13 protein-coding genes are annotated in these 15,721 nt (G+C 61.5%); 8 read left to right on the top strand and 5 right to left on the bottom strand.

Going from position 1 to position 15,721, the window contains the following annotated elements; translation table 11 throughout:
- Positions 1-309: 309 nt before the first annotated feature.
- Both OKW29_RS13260 and dctA read left to right on the top strand, forming a co-directional pair.
- Positions 310-1,278, top strand: coding sequence for a LysR family transcriptional regulator (locus OKW29_RS13260; protein WP_429292502.1), 969 nt, complete (start codon positions 310-312; stop codon positions 1,276-1,278).
- Complete coding sequence (gene dctA / locus OKW29_RS13255) at positions 1,275-2,585, top strand: C4-dicarboxylate transporter DctA (RefSeq protein WP_429291369.1); 1,311 nt, start codon at positions 1,275-1,277, stop codon at positions 2,583-2,585. The genes OKW29_RS13260 and dctA overlap by 4 nt, the downstream gene beginning before the upstream one ends.
- A 40-nt stretch (positions 2,586-2,625) precedes the next feature.
- Here dctA and OKW29_RS13250 read toward each other — a convergent pair whose 3' ends face one another.
- From OKW29_RS13250 to OKW29_RS13230, 5 genes are all read right to left on the bottom strand, one after another.
- The gene (locus OKW29_RS13250) at positions 2,626-3,408 is read right to left on the bottom strand and encodes a substrate-binding domain-containing protein (RefSeq protein ID WP_429291368.1); all 783 of its coding nucleotides are present in this window, start codon (positions 3,406-3,408) and stop codon (positions 2,626-2,628) included.
- A 53-nt stretch (positions 3,409-3,461) separates the two neighbouring features.
- The gene (locus OKW29_RS13245) at positions 3,462-4,760 is read right to left on the bottom strand and encodes an MFS transporter (protein ID WP_429291367.1); all 1,299 of its coding nucleotides are present in this window, start codon (positions 4,758-4,760) and stop codon (positions 3,462-3,464) included.
- A 201-nt stretch (positions 4,761-4,961) separates the two neighbouring features.
- On the bottom strand, positions 4,962-7,661 hold the full coding sequence (locus OKW29_RS13240) for a CoA-binding protein (protein WP_429291366.1): 2,700 nt from the start codon (positions 7,659-7,661) through the stop codon (positions 4,962-4,964).
- 10 nt (positions 7,662-7,671) lie between these two features.
- Positions 7,672-8,976, bottom strand: a complete 1,305-nt coding sequence (locus tag OKW29_RS13235; RefSeq protein WP_429291365.1) for an ATP-grasp domain-containing protein — start codon at positions 8,974-8,976, stop codon at positions 7,672-7,674.
- 530 nt (positions 8,977-9,506) lie between these two features.
- The gene (locus OKW29_RS13230) at positions 9,507-10,247 is read right to left on the bottom strand and encodes a FadR/GntR family transcriptional regulator (RefSeq protein WP_429291364.1); all 741 of its coding nucleotides are present in this window, start codon (positions 10,245-10,247) and stop codon (positions 9,507-9,509) included.
- Positions 10,248-10,491: 244 nt separating this feature from the next.
- Here OKW29_RS13230 and OKW29_RS13225 point away from each other — a divergent pair, with 244 nt between their 5' ends.
- The 6 genes from OKW29_RS13225 to OKW29_RS13200 all read left to right on the top strand — a co-directional run bounded on the left by OKW29_RS13225 (position 10,492) and on the right by OKW29_RS13200 (position 15,714).
- Positions 10,492-12,039: a sugar ABC transporter ATP-binding protein gene (locus OKW29_RS13225; RefSeq protein ID WP_429292501.1), complete on the top strand. Its 1,548-nt coding sequence runs from the start codon at positions 10,492-10,494 to the stop codon at positions 12,037-12,039.
- Positions 12,032-13,060, top strand: coding sequence for an ABC transporter permease (locus OKW29_RS13220; RefSeq protein ID WP_184031637.1), 1,029 nt, complete (start codon positions 12,032-12,034; stop codon positions 13,058-13,060). The genes OKW29_RS13225 and OKW29_RS13220 overlap by 8 nt, the downstream gene beginning before the upstream one ends.
- A 68-nt stretch (positions 13,061-13,128) precedes the next feature.
- Positions 13,129-14,073 (top strand): ABC transporter substrate-binding protein, encoded by a 945-nt coding sequence (locus tag OKW29_RS13215; RefSeq protein ID WP_429291363.1) that lies wholly within the window; start codon positions 13,129-13,131, stop codon positions 14,071-14,073.
- A 114-nt stretch (positions 14,074-14,187) separates the two neighbouring features.
- Positions 14,188-15,204 (top strand): aldo/keto reductase, encoded by a 1,017-nt coding sequence (locus tag OKW29_RS13210; RefSeq protein ID WP_429291362.1) that lies wholly within the window; start codon positions 14,188-14,190, stop codon positions 15,202-15,204.
- The gene (locus OKW29_RS13205) at positions 15,201-15,374 is read left to right on the top strand and encodes a hypothetical protein (RefSeq protein WP_184062783.1); all 174 of its coding nucleotides are present in this window, start codon (positions 15,201-15,203) and stop codon (positions 15,372-15,374) included. Before OKW29_RS13210 ends, OKW29_RS13205 begins: the two co-directional genes overlap by 4 nt.
- A 25-nt stretch (positions 15,375-15,399) precedes the next feature.
- On the top strand, positions 15,400-15,714 hold the full coding sequence (locus tag OKW29_RS13200; protein ID WP_090806617.1) for an L-rhamnose mutarotase: 315 nt from the start codon (positions 15,400-15,402) through the stop codon (positions 15,712-15,714).
- Positions 15,715-15,721 lie beyond the last annotated feature (7 nt).

The following is a 15,721-nucleotide window of genomic DNA, read 5'->3' as shown; positions in this document are numbered from 1 at the left end:
GCCGAGCAAATGTACGAGCTGCGATCCCCCAGCACTTCGCGCGCCGTGCATGCAATCCGCGCGGCGATCGGCGCCACGCGCCCTGCTGCTGTCTCACACGACTTTGGCGCGCCGTGCTTTCGCCCGTTGTCGGCCAGAGGGCGATGCCCGCGTCTCTCCTATGAATGGAGGCTGAGTCCGTGAAACCGGCCCGTCGCGCCTCACGTCTGCAGTACCGCCGGAGGGCCGAGCGAACGGGCGTAGTTCGCAATGGGCGCTTTGAGCTGCTTCATGCAAAATAGCCGCATCCAGGATGTGGAGGATGACACCGTGGGTATCAACTTCGACTTGAACGACTTGCAGGCGTTTCGAGCAGTAGTGGAACTGGGAAGCTTCCGCAAGGCCGCCGAGGCGGTGAGCATTTCGCAGCCGGCCTTGAGCCGCCGGATCGACAAGCTCGAGGAAGCACTCGGCGTGCGTCTATTCGAGCGCACCACGCGCAGCGTCACGCTCACCACCGTCGGCCGGGTATTCGCGCCGAGCGCCGAGCAACTGCTTGATGATCTCGACGTCGCGTTGCTCGGCATCCGCGACGTTTCTTCGAGCCGACTGGGACATGTCACCATCGCCTGCGTGCCTTCGGTGGCCTACTACTTCCTGCCGAGCGCCGTCGCGAGCTATCATCGCCGCTTCCCGCGCATCAGGGTCAAGATGCTGGATATGAGCGCGAATGAGGTGCTTGGCGCCGTCATCAGCGGAGAGGCGGATTTCGGCGTGAGCTTTCTGGGCAGCCAGGAGTCCGAGGTCGAGTTCAAGGTTCTGCTGCAGGAGTGCTTCGTGGCCGCCTGCCGCCGTGATCACCCGCTCGCGCGCAAAAAACGCGTGACCTGGAACGAGCTTTACGAGCACGAGTACGTTTCGGTGGACAAAACTTCCGGCAACCGACTGCTGCTCGATCAGGCGCTGTCGGCCGTGGCGCCGCGTGCGCCGAGCGTCTGCGAGACGCGTCACGTAACGACCATGCTCGGTTTAATCGAAGCGGGGCTCGGTGTCGCCGCAGTGCCGTCGATGGCCATGCCCGGGCGCGATCACCCCATCCTCACGAGCGTGCCGCTCGTCGAACCGGTGGTGAAGCGGCGCGTGGGAATCGTGAGACGCCGCGGACGTCCACTTACACCGGCTGCGCAGGAGTTTCACAGAACGATTGTCGAGATGAAGCGCGGCGGCGTCGCATGCAGCGATGCCGTGGGCAATAGCACGTCTCCAAAAGAGCGGCCAGGCAGGAAAACCGCATCGTGAGGTTGGCAAGACCGCTTCGTTCGCTCTATCTGCAGGTTTTGCTGGGCATGATGCTCGGCATGGCGCTCGGTCACTTCTTGCCGCAAGCGGGCCCGCTGCTCAAGCCCTTGAGCGACGGGTTCATCGGCCTCGTGAGGATGATGATTGCGCCGATCGTTTTCTGCACGATCGTCTCGGGGATCACGTCGCTTGCGAGCGGGAAGGCCATCGGGCGCACAATTTTTCGGGCGCTGGGACTCTTCTATTTTTTGACAGCCGTGGCGCTTGCGCTCGGACTCGTCACGGCCTTCGTGCTGCGACCCGGCGCGGGCATGCACATCGACGCTAACCATCTGGACGCGAGCATCCTCGCGCAATATGCGAAGCACGCGCAGCCGGGCGGCCTTGTCGCATTTGCGCTGAGCGTCATCCCCGAGACGATGCTTGGCGCCTTCGACAAGGGCGAGGTGCTGCCGGTGCTGCTGCTCTCGCTGCTCTTCGGCTTTGCGCTAAATTCCTGTCCGGAGGCGGGCAGGCCGGTGCTCGCGCTCATCGACGGCATTGCCCAGGCCCTGTTCCGCATCCTCGCGATGATCATGCGACTCGCTCCGCTCGGGGCATTCGGCGCGATGGCTTTCACGGTGGGCCGCTACGGCATCCGCTCGGTCGGATCGCTCGGGATGTTGATGGTGTCCTTCTACGTGGCATGCCTGCTGTTCATTGCGCTGGTGCTCGCTCCGCTCGCGCGGCTGCACGGCTTCGCACTTTGGCGGCTCTTGCGCTACATGCGCGAGGAGTTGCTCATCGTTCTCGCGACATCGTCGACGGAGCCGGTACTGCCGCGCCTGATCGCGAAGCTTGAGGCGCTCGGCTGCGACAAGGGCGTTGTGGGGCTTGTGCTGCCCGCAGGCTACTCGTTCAATCTCGACGGCACCGCGATCTATCTGACGCTCGCCTCGATGTTCATCGCGCAGGCGTGCGACGTGCCGCTTTCCGCGCCGCAAATCGCGATGATGCTCGCCGTTATGTTGCTCACGTCCAAGGGGGCGGCGGGTGTCTCGGGCAGCGGATTAGTGGCGCTCGTCGCGACGCTGACGGTGATTCCCGATCTGCCCGTCGCCGGGGTGGCGCTACTGGTGGGCATCGACCGCTTCATGTCCGAGGCGCGCGCCCTGACGAGCGTGATCAGCAACGCCTGCGCGGTGATCTTCGTTTCGATGTGGGAGGGTGCTTGCGATCGTACGCGTCTTGCGCGAATGCTCGGGGCGGCAGCGCTAGGCGGCGCGGACGGTGCGGGGGATTCCGCGAGAGATACCTCGGGGATGTGACAGGAAGGCCGCCTGAGGCAAGCCTTCATTCAGGTTTGCGTCAATGAGCGGAGACGGTATCCAGCCCTGTCGATTTGACGTCTGCCTGGACGCCAGGTGAAGCGAGGTAGTCGAGCAGGGCTTTCGCTTCCTTCGGATGCTGTGCGTTGACGGGAATGCCGGCGGCGAAACGCGTGACCGACTGCAGGGACTCAGGAATCTTTCCGACGAAGGTCGCCCCCTTGACGGGCAGCAACTCGCTCACCTGCTGGAAGCCGATTTCGTAGTCGCCGTTCGCCACCACCGAGGCTACTGGAATCCGCGGGATCATCTTCGCCTTCGGCCTGACCTGATCCTCGATGCCGAGCTTCCTGAACAACTCCCGCTCAATGTAGACACCGCTTGCGCTGTCCGAGTACGCGATCGACTTCGCATGCAGCAGGGTCTGCCGAAGACCTTCTGGCGAACTGATATCGGGTTTCACCGCTCCTTCGCGCACGACCATGCCGATGCGCGAATCGGCCAGCTCGACCCGCGATCCGGGGATGACCTTGCCTTTCCGGATCAGTTCGTCAAGCGCATATCCGACCATGATAACGGCGTCGGCGGGCTCGCCACGCTCAAGCCGGTTGGGGATCGCTTCGGGCGATTTCCCCATCGACGGACCAAGCGCGGTGTCGAGCGTGTTGCCCGTCCCGGATGCGAACTTCGGGCCGAGCACCTTGTACGCTGCGGTAAAGCCACCCGAGCTCATGACGTGCAGGTCGGCGGCTTGCACGTTTGCCGCAACAGCCGAGGTTGCGACCAGTGCTGCGGCGCATATTGTCAGAAACAGATTTCTCATGATCGGAGTCGTGTCAGATCGTGTGTTTAGCCGCATGCGGAGCGAGACGCGAATCAGTGCGCCGGAGTCAGCGTCGCTGCGCGGCGGCGATAGAGTGCAAACGTCGCCATCAGGCCGCACGCTGCCGCGAAGCTCATCCAGTAGCCGGGTGCGGCCTTGTCGCCAGTCATGTGAATGAGCGCCGTGGAGATCGCCGGTGTGAAACCGCCGAATACGGCGGTCGCAAGGCTATAGGCGAGCGAGAAGCCCGCGACGCGTACCTGCGCCGGCATCACTTCCGTCAGTGCGACGATCATCGCGCCGTTATAGATGCCGTACATGAACGAGAGCCAAAGGAGGGCGAGCAGCATGTTGAGGAAGCTGGGCGCGTGAGCGAGCAGCGACAGGGCCGGGTGCGCGGTCGCGATGGCGAGCACCGTCATGGCGATGAGGAGCGGCCGGCGTCCGATCCTGTCGGAGAGGGCTCCGCCGATCGGCAGCCACACGAAGTTCGACACGGCCACACACAGCGTCACAAGCAAACTATCGGCGGTGCTGAGGTGCAGGACCGTCTTGCCGAAAGTCGGCGCGTAGACCGTGATGAGATAGAAGCTCGCGGTGGTCATCGCCACCAGCATCATGCCTGCAATCACGACGGTCCAGTTCTGGACCAGCGTCGTGAATACCTCCTTCATGCTCGGGCGATGCTGGCGAGCCTTGAACTCCTCGGTTTCCTGCAGATTACGACGCAGGATGAAGACGAACGGCACGATCATGCAGCCGACGAAGAACGGCACGCGCCATCCCCACGCCGCGATGGTAGCGGCGTTCAGCGATTGGTTGAGCGCGAAGCCGAGGCCCGCGGCCACGACGATCGCCACCTGCTGGCTCGCGGACTGCCAGCTCGTGAAGAAGCCCTTGCGGCCGGGCGTGGCCATCTCGGCGAGATACACCGACACGCCGCCCAGCTCCGCACCCGCGGAGAAGCCCTGCAACAGCCGCCCGAGCAGCACAAGCGCGGGCGCCACAAGGCCGATGGTCGCGTAGCCCGGCACGAACGCAATGAGGATGGTGCCGCTCGCCATGATGGAGAGCGTGACGATGAGCCCCTTGCGGCGGCCGACGTCGTCGATGTACGCGCCGAGCACGACCGCGCCGAGCGGGCGCATCAGAAAACCGGCACCGAAGACCGCGAACGTCATCATCAACGAGGCAAATTCGCTCCCGGCCGGAAAGAAGACGTTGGCGATCTGCGTCGCATAGAAGCCAAACAGAAAGAAGTCGAACTGCTCCAGAAAATTTCCGGCCGTCACGCGGAAAACCGCCGCGGCCTTTGAATGTCCCGGCGAAAGGGTAGAGGGCGAGGGGTGCATCAATGTGTCTCCTGAAATCCCGAGATATGCGGTGGTCCCGCTCTTTGTCTGTTCGGGAATTTTGGTTCGTGGCCAATAAAACGATAAGTGCAATCTTCTGAACGATTGATGTCGAATGGTTATCAATCGCCGCCCCTTTTTCGCCGCCGCCGCGCGTTAGCTGTGCACCAGCGCGTGGCGGCGACCATCAGAGGCCAGCGGTCAGGCCACGAAACGACACTGGGAAGCGGCCGTACGCGTGTCCATATTGCGTCCGCGGTTCAAATGATCGTCAATTTCCGCAGCGCAGCCCAGCATGCGCGGATAGAGGAAGATCGTGAACGCGGCCGTTTCAAGGTCCGCCTCGCTGAACTCCCCGCGCTTGAGCGGCTGCCACAGCATCTTCAACAGCAACGCGGCAATCACGGCATCGACATTGACGCAATAGACATTGCGCGAGACGCCTGCGTCGAACAAAGCCTGCACCAGCACACGGTAAAACGCATGAAACGCGTTGTACTCGCCGCGGGCTTCATAAAGGTTGGCGATGAAGATTTCCCGCGGGTCGTGGTTCACCGGCTTGTCTTTGAAGACCGGATGATTAACACCCGGAAGTTTCGCAATATCGAGGCTCCCCAACTGCTTCTGGCGCGCCTTGTACTGCGCGTATCGCTCGACGGAGCGCCGGGCAAGCGCTTCGAGGTCCACGGCATGATGAGCATCGGTCGGATCTTCAAGGCCGCTGCTGCGGAACGCCTCGTTGAGGAACGCAATGCCTTCGTAGCCGTTGCCGCCATGCGTATATCCAGTGTGCGTGAGGAACCCCGCCAGAGCCTTGTTTAGCTGCACCCGCTCGGGACTTTCCGGGCCATCGGCAGATACTGCGCCCTTTGCGCCTTGCGCCGAAATGGCGCCGGGTCCGTTCGTGAGCAGCAAACCGACAAGGGTCTTGAACGCGAAAAGGTCGTCGACAGTCGGTTTCAGGTTTAGCAGCGCTGCGAAGGCGATTTCCGTCAGAGTGCGTTCGCCGAGTAATTCTTCGGTGGCGAAGCCGCAAAATCCGTCCGGGCCGTGCTGCGAGGCGTCCGCTGAGGCGCCGATCATGGTGCCGAAGAGTTTTGTCCACCACGGCAAGCTTTCTGCGGTCAGGCGGGAGATCCGTTTGCGCATGAGCGGGCCCCAGGCGAGTGTCGTCGTGATCGCCGCGAGTACTGCTTCCGGGCGCGGATGGCCCGGGCCACACGACAGCCATCGGATGATTGCGGAACTTACGCCGCGCGAGGCGAGCCCGCCCAGCATTGCTTGCGCTTCTGGATCGGGTTCATCGCAGAACAGCGCTGCAGTGTCCGCGGTGTGGACGGCATTGACATCAAAGGTCTCGTCGAACGCGTCCGTGAGCTTGGCTGTCGCGAAGCGGTCGATCATCAGTGCTGCCGCCTCGCGCGCAGCACGCTGGCGATTCGGCCCGACGATCGCCGCCGCGGCCGCGAGCACGGCATTGGGCGCATTGCCCGCCTCGCGCGAAGCCTGCGCGGCCGCCAGTTCTGGTGTCCCGTGCAGATTCACTGCAGCGCCAACAGCCACGTCGATGAGCTTTGTGTCGTTTGCCCCGCCGAACTCCCGCAACAGCGCGAGGCAGATGTTCTCCTCGAGCGAGTGCGTCGCTGCTTCGAGCATGGATACCCCGTGCAGGCTGCTCACCTGCGTTTTTGCGTCCATCTGCGAGGCGCCCGAAGCGTCCTTCAAGGGTTGGCGCGGCGGGATTGCGCCGATCTGGCTGTTCGCCCGCGTAATCTGTTCGTTGTACGGCGCGACTGCTTCCACGACCGGCAGGGCGAGGTCGTCTGGCAGTTCGATCCCCTGATTCGAGCCAAACCACGGTTTGAGCGAGAGGCTGCCTTCCGGCTCAAAGTCGGGCATCGTCGCGTTCGCGCGCATCACTGCGGTGAGCGCGGCGGGAATGTGCGCGATGTTTGTCACAACGGCGCCCTTCACCGAGCAGCATGGATCGTCCGGCGCAAAAAGACGCTCGACGCCGAACTTCTCCATGAACCAACGCTCCTTTGCAAGAGCATCGTCGGCGCCGCCCGCCATTGCGCCCGCATGCCCCACCGCGCGCGTCAGACGACTCTTCCAGCGGCCTACCACGCAGGCAATGACGGGTTTCGTAAATGTGGCGTCGGCCTCGTAGTAGCCGCCCGGCTCACAGTACAGTACGGCAGCCTTGCTGCGCGCGTCGTTGGCGAGGGCAAAGGCGAACTCCGGCGCCGCATAGTGGATGTAGACGTCCTTGCCGCTGGATACGACGGTCGATGTACCCCAGCCGCTCATGCGCAGATATTGCGCAATGGTGGTGCTAAACCCGCCCGAATTGGAAAAGATCGCGATCGAGCCCCGCCGCAAAGTTGCGCCGGGATCATCGCCGCCGAGCGCACCCCCGATGCGCACCCGCTGCCAGGAGTCCGCGACGCCCAGCCCGTTCGCGCCAAAAATGTCGATGCCTGCTTGCTGGCCCATCGCGCGAATTTCCCGGGCGTCGTGCACGGAGATCTTCTCCGTAATGATAAAAATCTTGCGCAGATCGGGATTGACGCGGATCAGTTCGGCCACCCCATCGCGCGCGGCCGACGGCGGCAGATAGACGACGCCGCAATTGAAACGATGCCCGGCTTCGAGGCCTTCGCGCACGTTGTTATAGACGGGGATGTCGCCGGCAGGCGTCACGAGCACCTGCCCGCGCTTGCCAGGCGCAGTGCCGAATACGATATTCCCACCGGAAAACGCGTGGCTCACCGGCGTCACGTCCGACGACTCGCCTCCCAGAATGTTGAGCACACAAACGCGGTCCTCGCGCGTGACTATTTGTGCAAGCGACTGGATGCCGACGAAATACCTGAAATGATTATTGCCTTGCTTGACCATGTCGATCTCCTTACGCCTTTGCCGTATCCGCCTGCGGTTGCGTCTGACGCGCGCCGATGCGCGCTGCGACCTGCGCGCGTCCTCCCGATTGCATCCACGCATCGGCCTTCCGTGCGTACTGGATCACTTCGCTGATGTCGGAGTCAAAGCCGAACATGCGATAGGGAAGGCCGAGCGAATCACAGGTGTCGCGCAGTGCCGACATGCCACGAACAAGGTTTGGACCGCCGCGCCCAAGGACGACATAAAGCGGGGTGGGACCGTGCTCGCTGAAGTGCTCGCGTAGCGCATCGGCCATCGCGCGCAGTGTTTCGTAGATATCGGTGTTGTTGGACTTGCCGCCAATGATGAACAGTACGTTGGACTGCTTCAGCCAATGCCGGAAGCAGATGCGCGCCACTTCCTTCATTTTTTCGTAGGGAGGATTGCCGCCGAAATCGGAAGAGATGATGGCTGCGTCGCCCAACATCTCCGTGACGAGCGAGTTGGCCCCGCCGCCGAACGTGGGCGCGAGGATCGTTCCCTTGTCATTGATCACATAGACATCGCTTTGACCCTGGTGCGTGCGAAGCTGGTTGATCTCCTGCTCGAAGTCTGAGTAGTCGGCAGCGAACAGGTGAGCAGGCAGGCCGAGGCGCGAGAAGCGCGGGTCGTCACGGTCGAACCCGCACTTGAAGTCGCAGGCCACGGGTGTGAGCCGACCGTTCTTGTCCTCGCGCATGCGGATCGGATTCAGCTCGAGCGTCGTCATGCCGAAGTCGTGAAAGAGCTCCCAGAGCTTCGGCAATTGCTGCACGAGTGGGGAAATGATCTCGCGCGGCGCGCCGATCTCGCTCAACGCATTCGCGACGACGAACGCCTTCAGGCCGGTCAATGCATCAAAGGGCACCATTGCGACGTGCTTTGGATCGACCTCTTCGATATCCATGCCACCCGCGTGCGACAGCGTCATGGTGGGAGCGCGAAAGCGGGTGGAATCGGTGATCGAGAAGTAGACTTCATGTTTGGCCGGCACGCCTGCTTCGAACGTGACGCCGTTCGCCTTGGCCCTCACATGACCCACGACGTGTTCGGCGAAGTACAGCCGCTCTTTCTCGGCGAGCGCCGTCTTGAGATCTGTCGCGCGCCCGAGCAACCCGGCCTTGCCCTTCTTGCCCACGCCGCCCTTGAATACCGGCTTGATAAAGACCTGCCCGTGGCGGTCGATCAGCGACTTTATCTCCTCTTCGCTGGCGCTCGGCCCCAGCACTTCGCTAGCCGGGAATCCGACGAATTGCAATAGGCGCGCGCCGTGCAACATTCCGGTGATCTGCATATGAGTGTCTCCTGAAATTCAAGGCAATGACGAATGAAGCAGGTACTGAGTTCGCTTAGCTCGCTGCGCAAGGCGCGAAATGCTCATCTGCCGTGGACTCGCTTGAAAGCGGCGGCAGGATTCACAACGCGAGGTGGGTCATGCGAGATGGGCATCGGCTACCGTTGGCGGCACCCGTGACCGGGTTGCACTGGAATGCGGCGAAACGCTGTTCTGCGTTTCGCGCCTGTCTCCGATGCGTTCTCTGTCGACGCGTTTATGAACTTCTTGAGCATCGATATTTGCTCAAGACGCCCCGAACGAGAAGTGCAATTTTTTGAAGCATTGATGTTCAACGGTTATCAATATCGTCGAACGCCGTTACGTTGTGGCGACAAGCGCTGCTTTCATGGTGGGCCTCACGGCGATGTTCAGGATTGCGCAGTGAACTGGCCGAGCTGAAGGAACAGGCCGAACCAGTCCTCCATGTGCCACGTGGTGGTCACGCGCTTGAAATTTCGGCGCAAGCTCAAACCGGTCGACTTCGCAACTCAACCCAGTCGCACGCGGCCAGCTTTACCGTCGGCATCGCTGGGTGCAACTTTCTTGATGTCACTTCCGACCCAACGCTCTTCAGAGGATTTCAGATGCGATCGCATCGCCGCTTCTGCAGCAATAGGGTCTCCTGCTTGCAGTGCATGCAGAACATTTTCGTGCTCCTCAACCGCAGCCATCCACGTGGCCGTATTTTCGACGAGTTCGCTAATCCTCGCCCCGATCGGATCGCGCCTCGCGTCAAACAGATCGGCCACATACCGGCTCAACACCGTATTGCCGGCCGTTTCCGCGATGATCAGGTGGAATTGCCGGTCCGGTTCCACAGGAGATTTGCCGGCAGAGGCGAGGCGATGCATCGCATCCACGCTGCGCCGCAACCGGTCCAGAGAGCCGGCCGTAAGCCGCGTGCTGGCGAGCACGACGAGGCTGCCTTCGATTACGGCCCGGGCCTGCATGATTTCCGTCGGACTTTCGCCTAATACAGCCAGTGACTCTTCACGTTCGTTTGCGGTTTCGAGCACATAGACGCCCGAACCCATGCGGGTCTCGACGCTGCCGCCGATTTCCAGTGCGATCAACGCCTCGCGCAGAGACGGGCGCGAAACACCCAGTTGCTGCGACAACTCGCGCTCCGGCGGCAGTCTCGACCCCGGCGGGAAATCCCCTCCGTGGATGAGGCCGCGAATCTGGTCGGCGACTAATTGGTAAAGCCGCTTTGGCTCGGTCTGTTTCATTTTGCTGCCGGAAGGATAAATGGCCCGGGTCGTCTGTCGACCAGCGATCAGAGTCTACCACGCAAGCCTGACAAGGTTTTCAGCGCATTTCGCAGGACCAGTTCGGGTTTGCCCTTGGTAAGGCCAGAAGAAGTATCTTGCAAATTGGCTTGACCAAAATCGCCGTTTATTCTTTAATCTGCATCAGATTGGCCTGACCGACGGCAGCGCCACTACACAAAAGAAGGAGACACGTGTGACAGATCTGAGCACTGACCTGGCCCCGCGCGTGGTAGACGGCTTCGCGTTAAAGGAACCCCCGGAGCTATTGAAACTGAGCGGGCTGGGCAAGCGGTTTCCCGGTGTCGTTGCACTGGAGGACGTGCACTTCCAATTGCGCCGCGGCGAAGTGCACGCGATTTGTGGCGAAAACGGCGCTGGCAAGTCGACCCTGATGAAAATCGTCAGCGGGCAATACCAGCCGGATGCCGGCACGATCGTTTTTCGCGGCATGGAAAGGCGGTTCGCGTCCTCACTCGAGGCACAGGAAGCAGGCATTGCGATCATTCACCAGGAACTGAATCTGGTGCCGCACCTGTCGATTGCGGAAAACATCTACCTGGCACGCGAGCCCAAACGCGGGCCGTTCATCGATCGCGCAAGACTGAATGGGAACGCCCAGCGCGCGCTCGCCCGCATTGGATTGTCGTTGCCGCCCACGAGGCTGGTGGGGACGCTGTCTATCGCCCAGCAACAGATGGTCGAAATCGCCAAGGCGCTCTCGCTCGACGCCCAGGTGCTGATCATGGACGAACCCACTTCGTCGCTCACGGAATCCGAAACCATGCACCTGTTCCGGATCATCAAGGAGTTGCGCGAGAGCGGGGTCGGCATTGTCTACATCTCTCATCGTCTCGACGAAATGAAGCAGATCGTCGACCGCGTGACGGTGCTGCGCGACGGACATCACATTTCAACCGACGATTTCGCGGCGACCAGCATGGATGAAATCGTTGCGCGAATGGTCGGCCGGGCGCTGAACGATGCGTACCCGCCGCGCCGCTCGGTTCCGACGCAGGACGTGCTGCTGCGTGTCGACAATCTGTCGCGCGCACCGGCATTTGGGCCGGTTTCGTTCGAACTGAGGCGAGGCGAGATTCTCGGCTTCGCCGGTTTGATGGGCGCAGGCCGGACCGAAGTGGCACGGGCGATTTTCGGCGCTGACCAACCGGACGGCGGCGAGATTCATATGGGGAGCGAGCGCGTCTCGATCCGCTCGCCTATCGATGCGATTCGCCACGGTATCGCGTATCTGTCGGAAGACCGCAAGAGCGACGGCCTCGCGCTGAAGATGCCGGTCGCGACCAACATCACGCTGGCCAATATCGAGGCGGTGTCGGGTCGCGCCGGCTTCATTCGTTTCGCCGAAGAAGCGGCCATCGCACAGCGTTACGTCGAAACGCTCGCGATCCGCACGCCGACCGTCCATCAACTCACGCGCAACCTGTCCGGCGGCAATCAGCAGAAGGTTGTCATCGGCAAATGGCTGTTTCGCGAATCGAAGATTCTGTTTTTCGACGAGCCCACGCGCGGGATCGATGTGGGCGCGAAATACGCGATCCACACGCTGATGGACCAGCTCGCCGCGCAGGGCATCGGCGTTGTGCTGATCAGTTCGGAATTGCCTGAAATTCTCGGCATGTCCGATCGCGTCGCGGTATTCCACGAAGGCCAGATCGCCACGATCCTGGAGACGCGCCACACCAATCAGGAAGAAATCATGCACTTCGCATCGGGACGAAATCATGCTTGAAATAACATCCGAACAGACCACTACTGTCGACACCAGCGCGAAGCTCCGGCGTCGCGACCTGATTCAGAAATTTGCCGCGCTCGGCAGTCTGATCATGCTGGTGGCCGTCTTTTCATTGACCAGTTCCGCTTTCTTCTCGGTCGACAATGGCATGACAGTGGCCTTGCAGGTGACGTCGATTGCCTATCTCGGCGTGGCGGCAACCTGCGTGATCATTACGGGCGGAATCGACCTGTCCGTGGGTTCCGTACTCGCGCTGTCTGGTGTGGTCGCCGCGTTGCTCGTCAAGGCTGGCGTGCCGATTCCTCTCGGCATGCTCGGCGGCGTCGTGGTGGGCGGCCTGTGCGGATTCGTTAATGGCCTGTGCGTCACGCGTATGGGTCTGCCGCCTTTTATCGCCACGCTCGGCATGATGCTGGTCGCGCGTGGTCTCGCGCTTCAGATCACTGGCGCGCGCCCGGTTTCGGGACTCGGCGACGCGTTCGGCGAACTCGGAAATGGCGCATTGTTCCGCATCTCGCATATCGGGGCAGACGGGTTCCCCGATACGGTATTTCCGGGGATCCCGTATCCCGTGATCATCATGGTCGTGCTGGCGGTGGCCGTGTCGATCATGCTGACGCGCACCTCGCTTGGCCGCCACATCTACGCAGTCGGATCGAATGCCGAAGCTGCGCGGCTCTCCGGCGTCAATGTCCGCCGCGTCACCTTGTTTACCTATGTGCTGTCCGGCGTGCTCGCCGGTCTGACGGGCTGTGTGCTGATGTCGCGCCTCGTCACGGCGCAACCAAACGAAGGCGTCATGTACGAGCTCGATGCGATCGCCAGCGCCGTGATTGGCGGGACGTCCCTGATGGGCGGGGTAGGCACGATCTCCGGTACGGCCATCGGTGCGTTCGTGATCGGGGTGCTGCGCAATGGCCTGAACATGAACGGCGTATCGAGTTTCATCCAGCAAATCATCATCGGACTGGTCATTCTCGGCACGGTCTGGATCGACCAGGTCAGAAACCGTCGATGAAGCACATCGAATGAAGCCATTCGAGAAGTCCAACAAAGCAGTGCAATCACCAACCCAAGGAGTGAGACATGAGGAAGACATATCTGGTATTGGCCGCCGCACTTTTGACCGCAGTGACGGCGCACGCGAATGCGGCGGGCGGAGAGATCGCCGTGATCGTCAAGACGGCCAACTCGAATTTTTGGCAGAACGTGCAAAAGGGTGCAACGGAGGGCATGAAAGGGCTGAACGGCTACACGATGACGTTTCAGGGACCGGCGACCGAGTCAGCCGTGGCGGACGAGGTCAATATGGTCGAGAACGCGGTGAACCGGCATGTCGCGGCGATCGTGCTCGCGCCGTCCGATCCCGACGCGCTGGTCCCGGCAATGAAGAAGGCCTGGGAGGCAAAAATTCCGGTCGTCCTGATCGATTCGCTCGTGTCCGATTCCGGCAAGCAGTATTACCAGTCGTTTCTCTCGACCGATAACGTCAAGGCCGGTGAGTTGTGCGCGAAAGCGATGATCGACCGTGTCGGACAGACGGGGAAAGTCGCTGTGATGTCGTACGTCGCCGGTGCGGGTTCCGAGATTGGCCGCGTGGGTGGGTTCCGGAAGTATCTCGCGCAGCACTCGAAGCTGCAGATTGTCGGACCGTTCTACTCGCAGTCGCAGATGGCAACCGCGCTCAATCAGACGACCGACGTGCTGTCGGCCAATCCGGATCTGAAGGGTATCTTCGGTGCGAATGAACCGACTGCTGTGGGGATGGGGCGCGCGTTGGCGCAGTCCGGGAAAGCCGGCAAGATCGTCGCGATCGGCTTTGACGGCAACCAGGACCTCCAGGGCTTCATCAAGGACGGAACCATCCAGGCCATCGCTGTCCAGGGCTCGTATCAGATGGGCTACAAGGGCGTCAAAACGGCGGTGGATGTCATCGAACACAAGCCGGTTACGAAGCAACTGGATACCGGTGTCGTGATGGTCGAGAAGGACAACATCGATCAGCCCGCCGCGAAGAATGTCTTGTATTGAAGCGCGATGCGGACGACGCCGGACGGCGTTGTCCGCCCTTGAGCCCAGCGCTACTCAAGACGCGCAGTGAAGCGTTGAACATCCAGCAATGAATCCCTGGGAACGGAATTCCTGATGAAAGCAAGTGATCTGCGTGAGGTGTCGCGTGCCGGGGTGCAACTGAGCGCACTGGGTATGGGCTGTTCGCAACTTGGCGGCTTGTATCGCACGATGCCGCCGGAACAGGCGCGCGCGCTGATGGACGAAGCATGGTCGCTCGGTCTGCGCTATTTCGACACTGCGCCGTTCTACGGGTACACGCTTTCGGAACGCCGCGTGGGCAACGCGTTGTCAGCGCGGCCACGCGACGAGTTCGTGCTGAGTACGAAAGTCGGCAGGCTTCTTCGGCCGGATCCGACTGTTCAATGCGGCGACGACGGCTGGGCTGAGCCGCTTCCTTTCCGGCCGCACTACGACTACAGCTTCGACGGCGTCATGCGGTCTTTCGAAGACAGCCAGCAGCGTCTCGGTATTGCGCAGATCGATCTGCTGTATGTGCATGACATCGGTCGAATGACACATGGGGATGCAAACGTCGAATTCTGGAAACAGCTTACAGAAGGGGGCGGTTTCCGCGCGCTCGACACGCTGCGCAACGCGGGGGTGGTCAAAGCCATCGGCCTCGGCGTGAACGAGTGGCAGGTCGCGCATGAAGCCATGCAGGAATTACAACTCGATGTGACGTTACTGGCGGGCCGCTATACCCTCCTCGAGCAGGATTGTCTCGCGCCGTTTCTCGACAATTGCGTACGGTATGGGAATTCGATCGTGGTCGGCGGTGTGTTCAATTCTGGCGTGCTGGCAGGTAACGGCAAGTTCAATTACGGGGACGCCTCCGCCGGTGTCGTGTCGCGCGTCAACCGGCTGGCTGAGGTTTGCCGCGAATTCGAGGTTCCGCTACCCGCGGCGGCACTGCAGTTTCCGCTTGCGCATCCTGCGGTTGTGTCGTGCGTGGTGGGCGCGCGCAGTGTCGAACAACTCCAGCAGAACGTCGCGTGGTTCGAGCAGGCGCTGCCAGCCGGATTGTGGCAGGAGCTGAAGTCGGACGGTCTGATCGCGGACACCGCACCTGTGCCCGAGGTGGTCGAGTGAGCCTGCGTATCGACGCACATCACCATTTCTGGCACCTCGCGACACATTTCGGCGACTACGCCGGTTGGCTTGCCGCCTGTGAAGATTACTGTGAGCGGTATGCGGGCGATGAGGACAAAGACGCTGTCTTCGGCGGCAACGCTTATCGCTTCTACCGGCTCGAAGAATAGGGAGAGTGTAGTGCAACGAATGGGAATGGTCATCGGTATCGATCCGCAGCACATCGACGAATACAAACGCTTGCACGCGCAGGTGTGGCCGACGGTGCTCGATCGCCTGAAACGCTCGAATGTCACCCGCTACTCGATTTTCCTGCGGGAGCCCGAGAACCTGTTGTTTGGTTACTGGGAATACGTCGGAACTGACTATGAAAGCGATATGGCCGAGATTGCGAGCGACCCGGAAACACAACGTTGGTGGAGCCTGTGCAGCCCGTGCCAGAAACCGTTGGTGAGTCGTGCGCCGTCGGAACACTGGGCACAGATGGAAGAGGTCTTTTACCTCGAATAGCGTTGTC

It is taken from the genome of Paraburkholderia sp. CI3, from assembly GCF_050436505.1.
GTDB lineage: Bacteria > Pseudomonadota > Gammaproteobacteria > Burkholderiales > Burkholderiaceae > Paraburkholderia > Paraburkholderia tuberum.
Note: the sequence above shows the minus strand (reverse complement) of the source record. Positions and strands in the feature narration are given on the sequence as shown.

What these genes read in the sequence shown, in the direction of transcription:
- OKW29_RS13250 (WP_429291368.1), bottom strand. Translation starts at nt 3,408, where the DNA reads ATGAGAAATCTGTTTCTGACAATATGCGCCGCAGCACTGGTCGCAACC.
- OKW29_RS13245 (WP_429291367.1), bottom strand. Translation starts at nt 4,760, where the DNA reads ATGCACCCCTCGCCCTCTACCCTTTCGCCGGGACATTCAAAGGCCGCG.
- OKW29_RS13240 (WP_429291366.1), bottom strand. Translation starts at nt 7,661, where the DNA reads ATGGTCAAGCAAGGCAATAATCATTTCAGGTATTTCGTCGGCATCCAG.
- OKW29_RS13235 (WP_429291365.1), bottom strand. Translation starts at nt 8,976, where the DNA reads ATGCAGATCACCGGAATGTTGCACGGCGCGCGCCTATTGCAATTCGTC.
- OKW29_RS13230 (WP_429291364.1), bottom strand. Translation starts at nt 10,247, where the DNA reads ATGAAACAGACCGAGCCAAAGCGGCTTTACCAATTAGTCGCCGACCAG.
- OKW29_RS13220 (WP_184031637.1), top strand. Translation starts at nt 12,032, where the DNA reads ATGCTTGAAATAACATCCGAACAGACCACTACTGTCGACACCAGCGCG.
- OKW29_RS13215 (WP_429291363.1), top strand. Translation starts at nt 13,129, where the DNA reads ATGAGGAAGACATATCTGGTATTGGCCGCCGCACTTTTGACCGCAGTG.
- OKW29_RS13210 (WP_429291362.1), top strand. Translation starts at nt 14,188, where the DNA reads ATGAAAGCAAGTGATCTGCGTGAGGTGTCGCGTGCCGGGGTGCAACTG.
- OKW29_RS13200 (WP_090806617.1), top strand. Translation starts at nt 15,400, where the DNA reads ATGGTCATCGGTATCGATCCGCAGCACATCGACGAATACAAACGCTTG.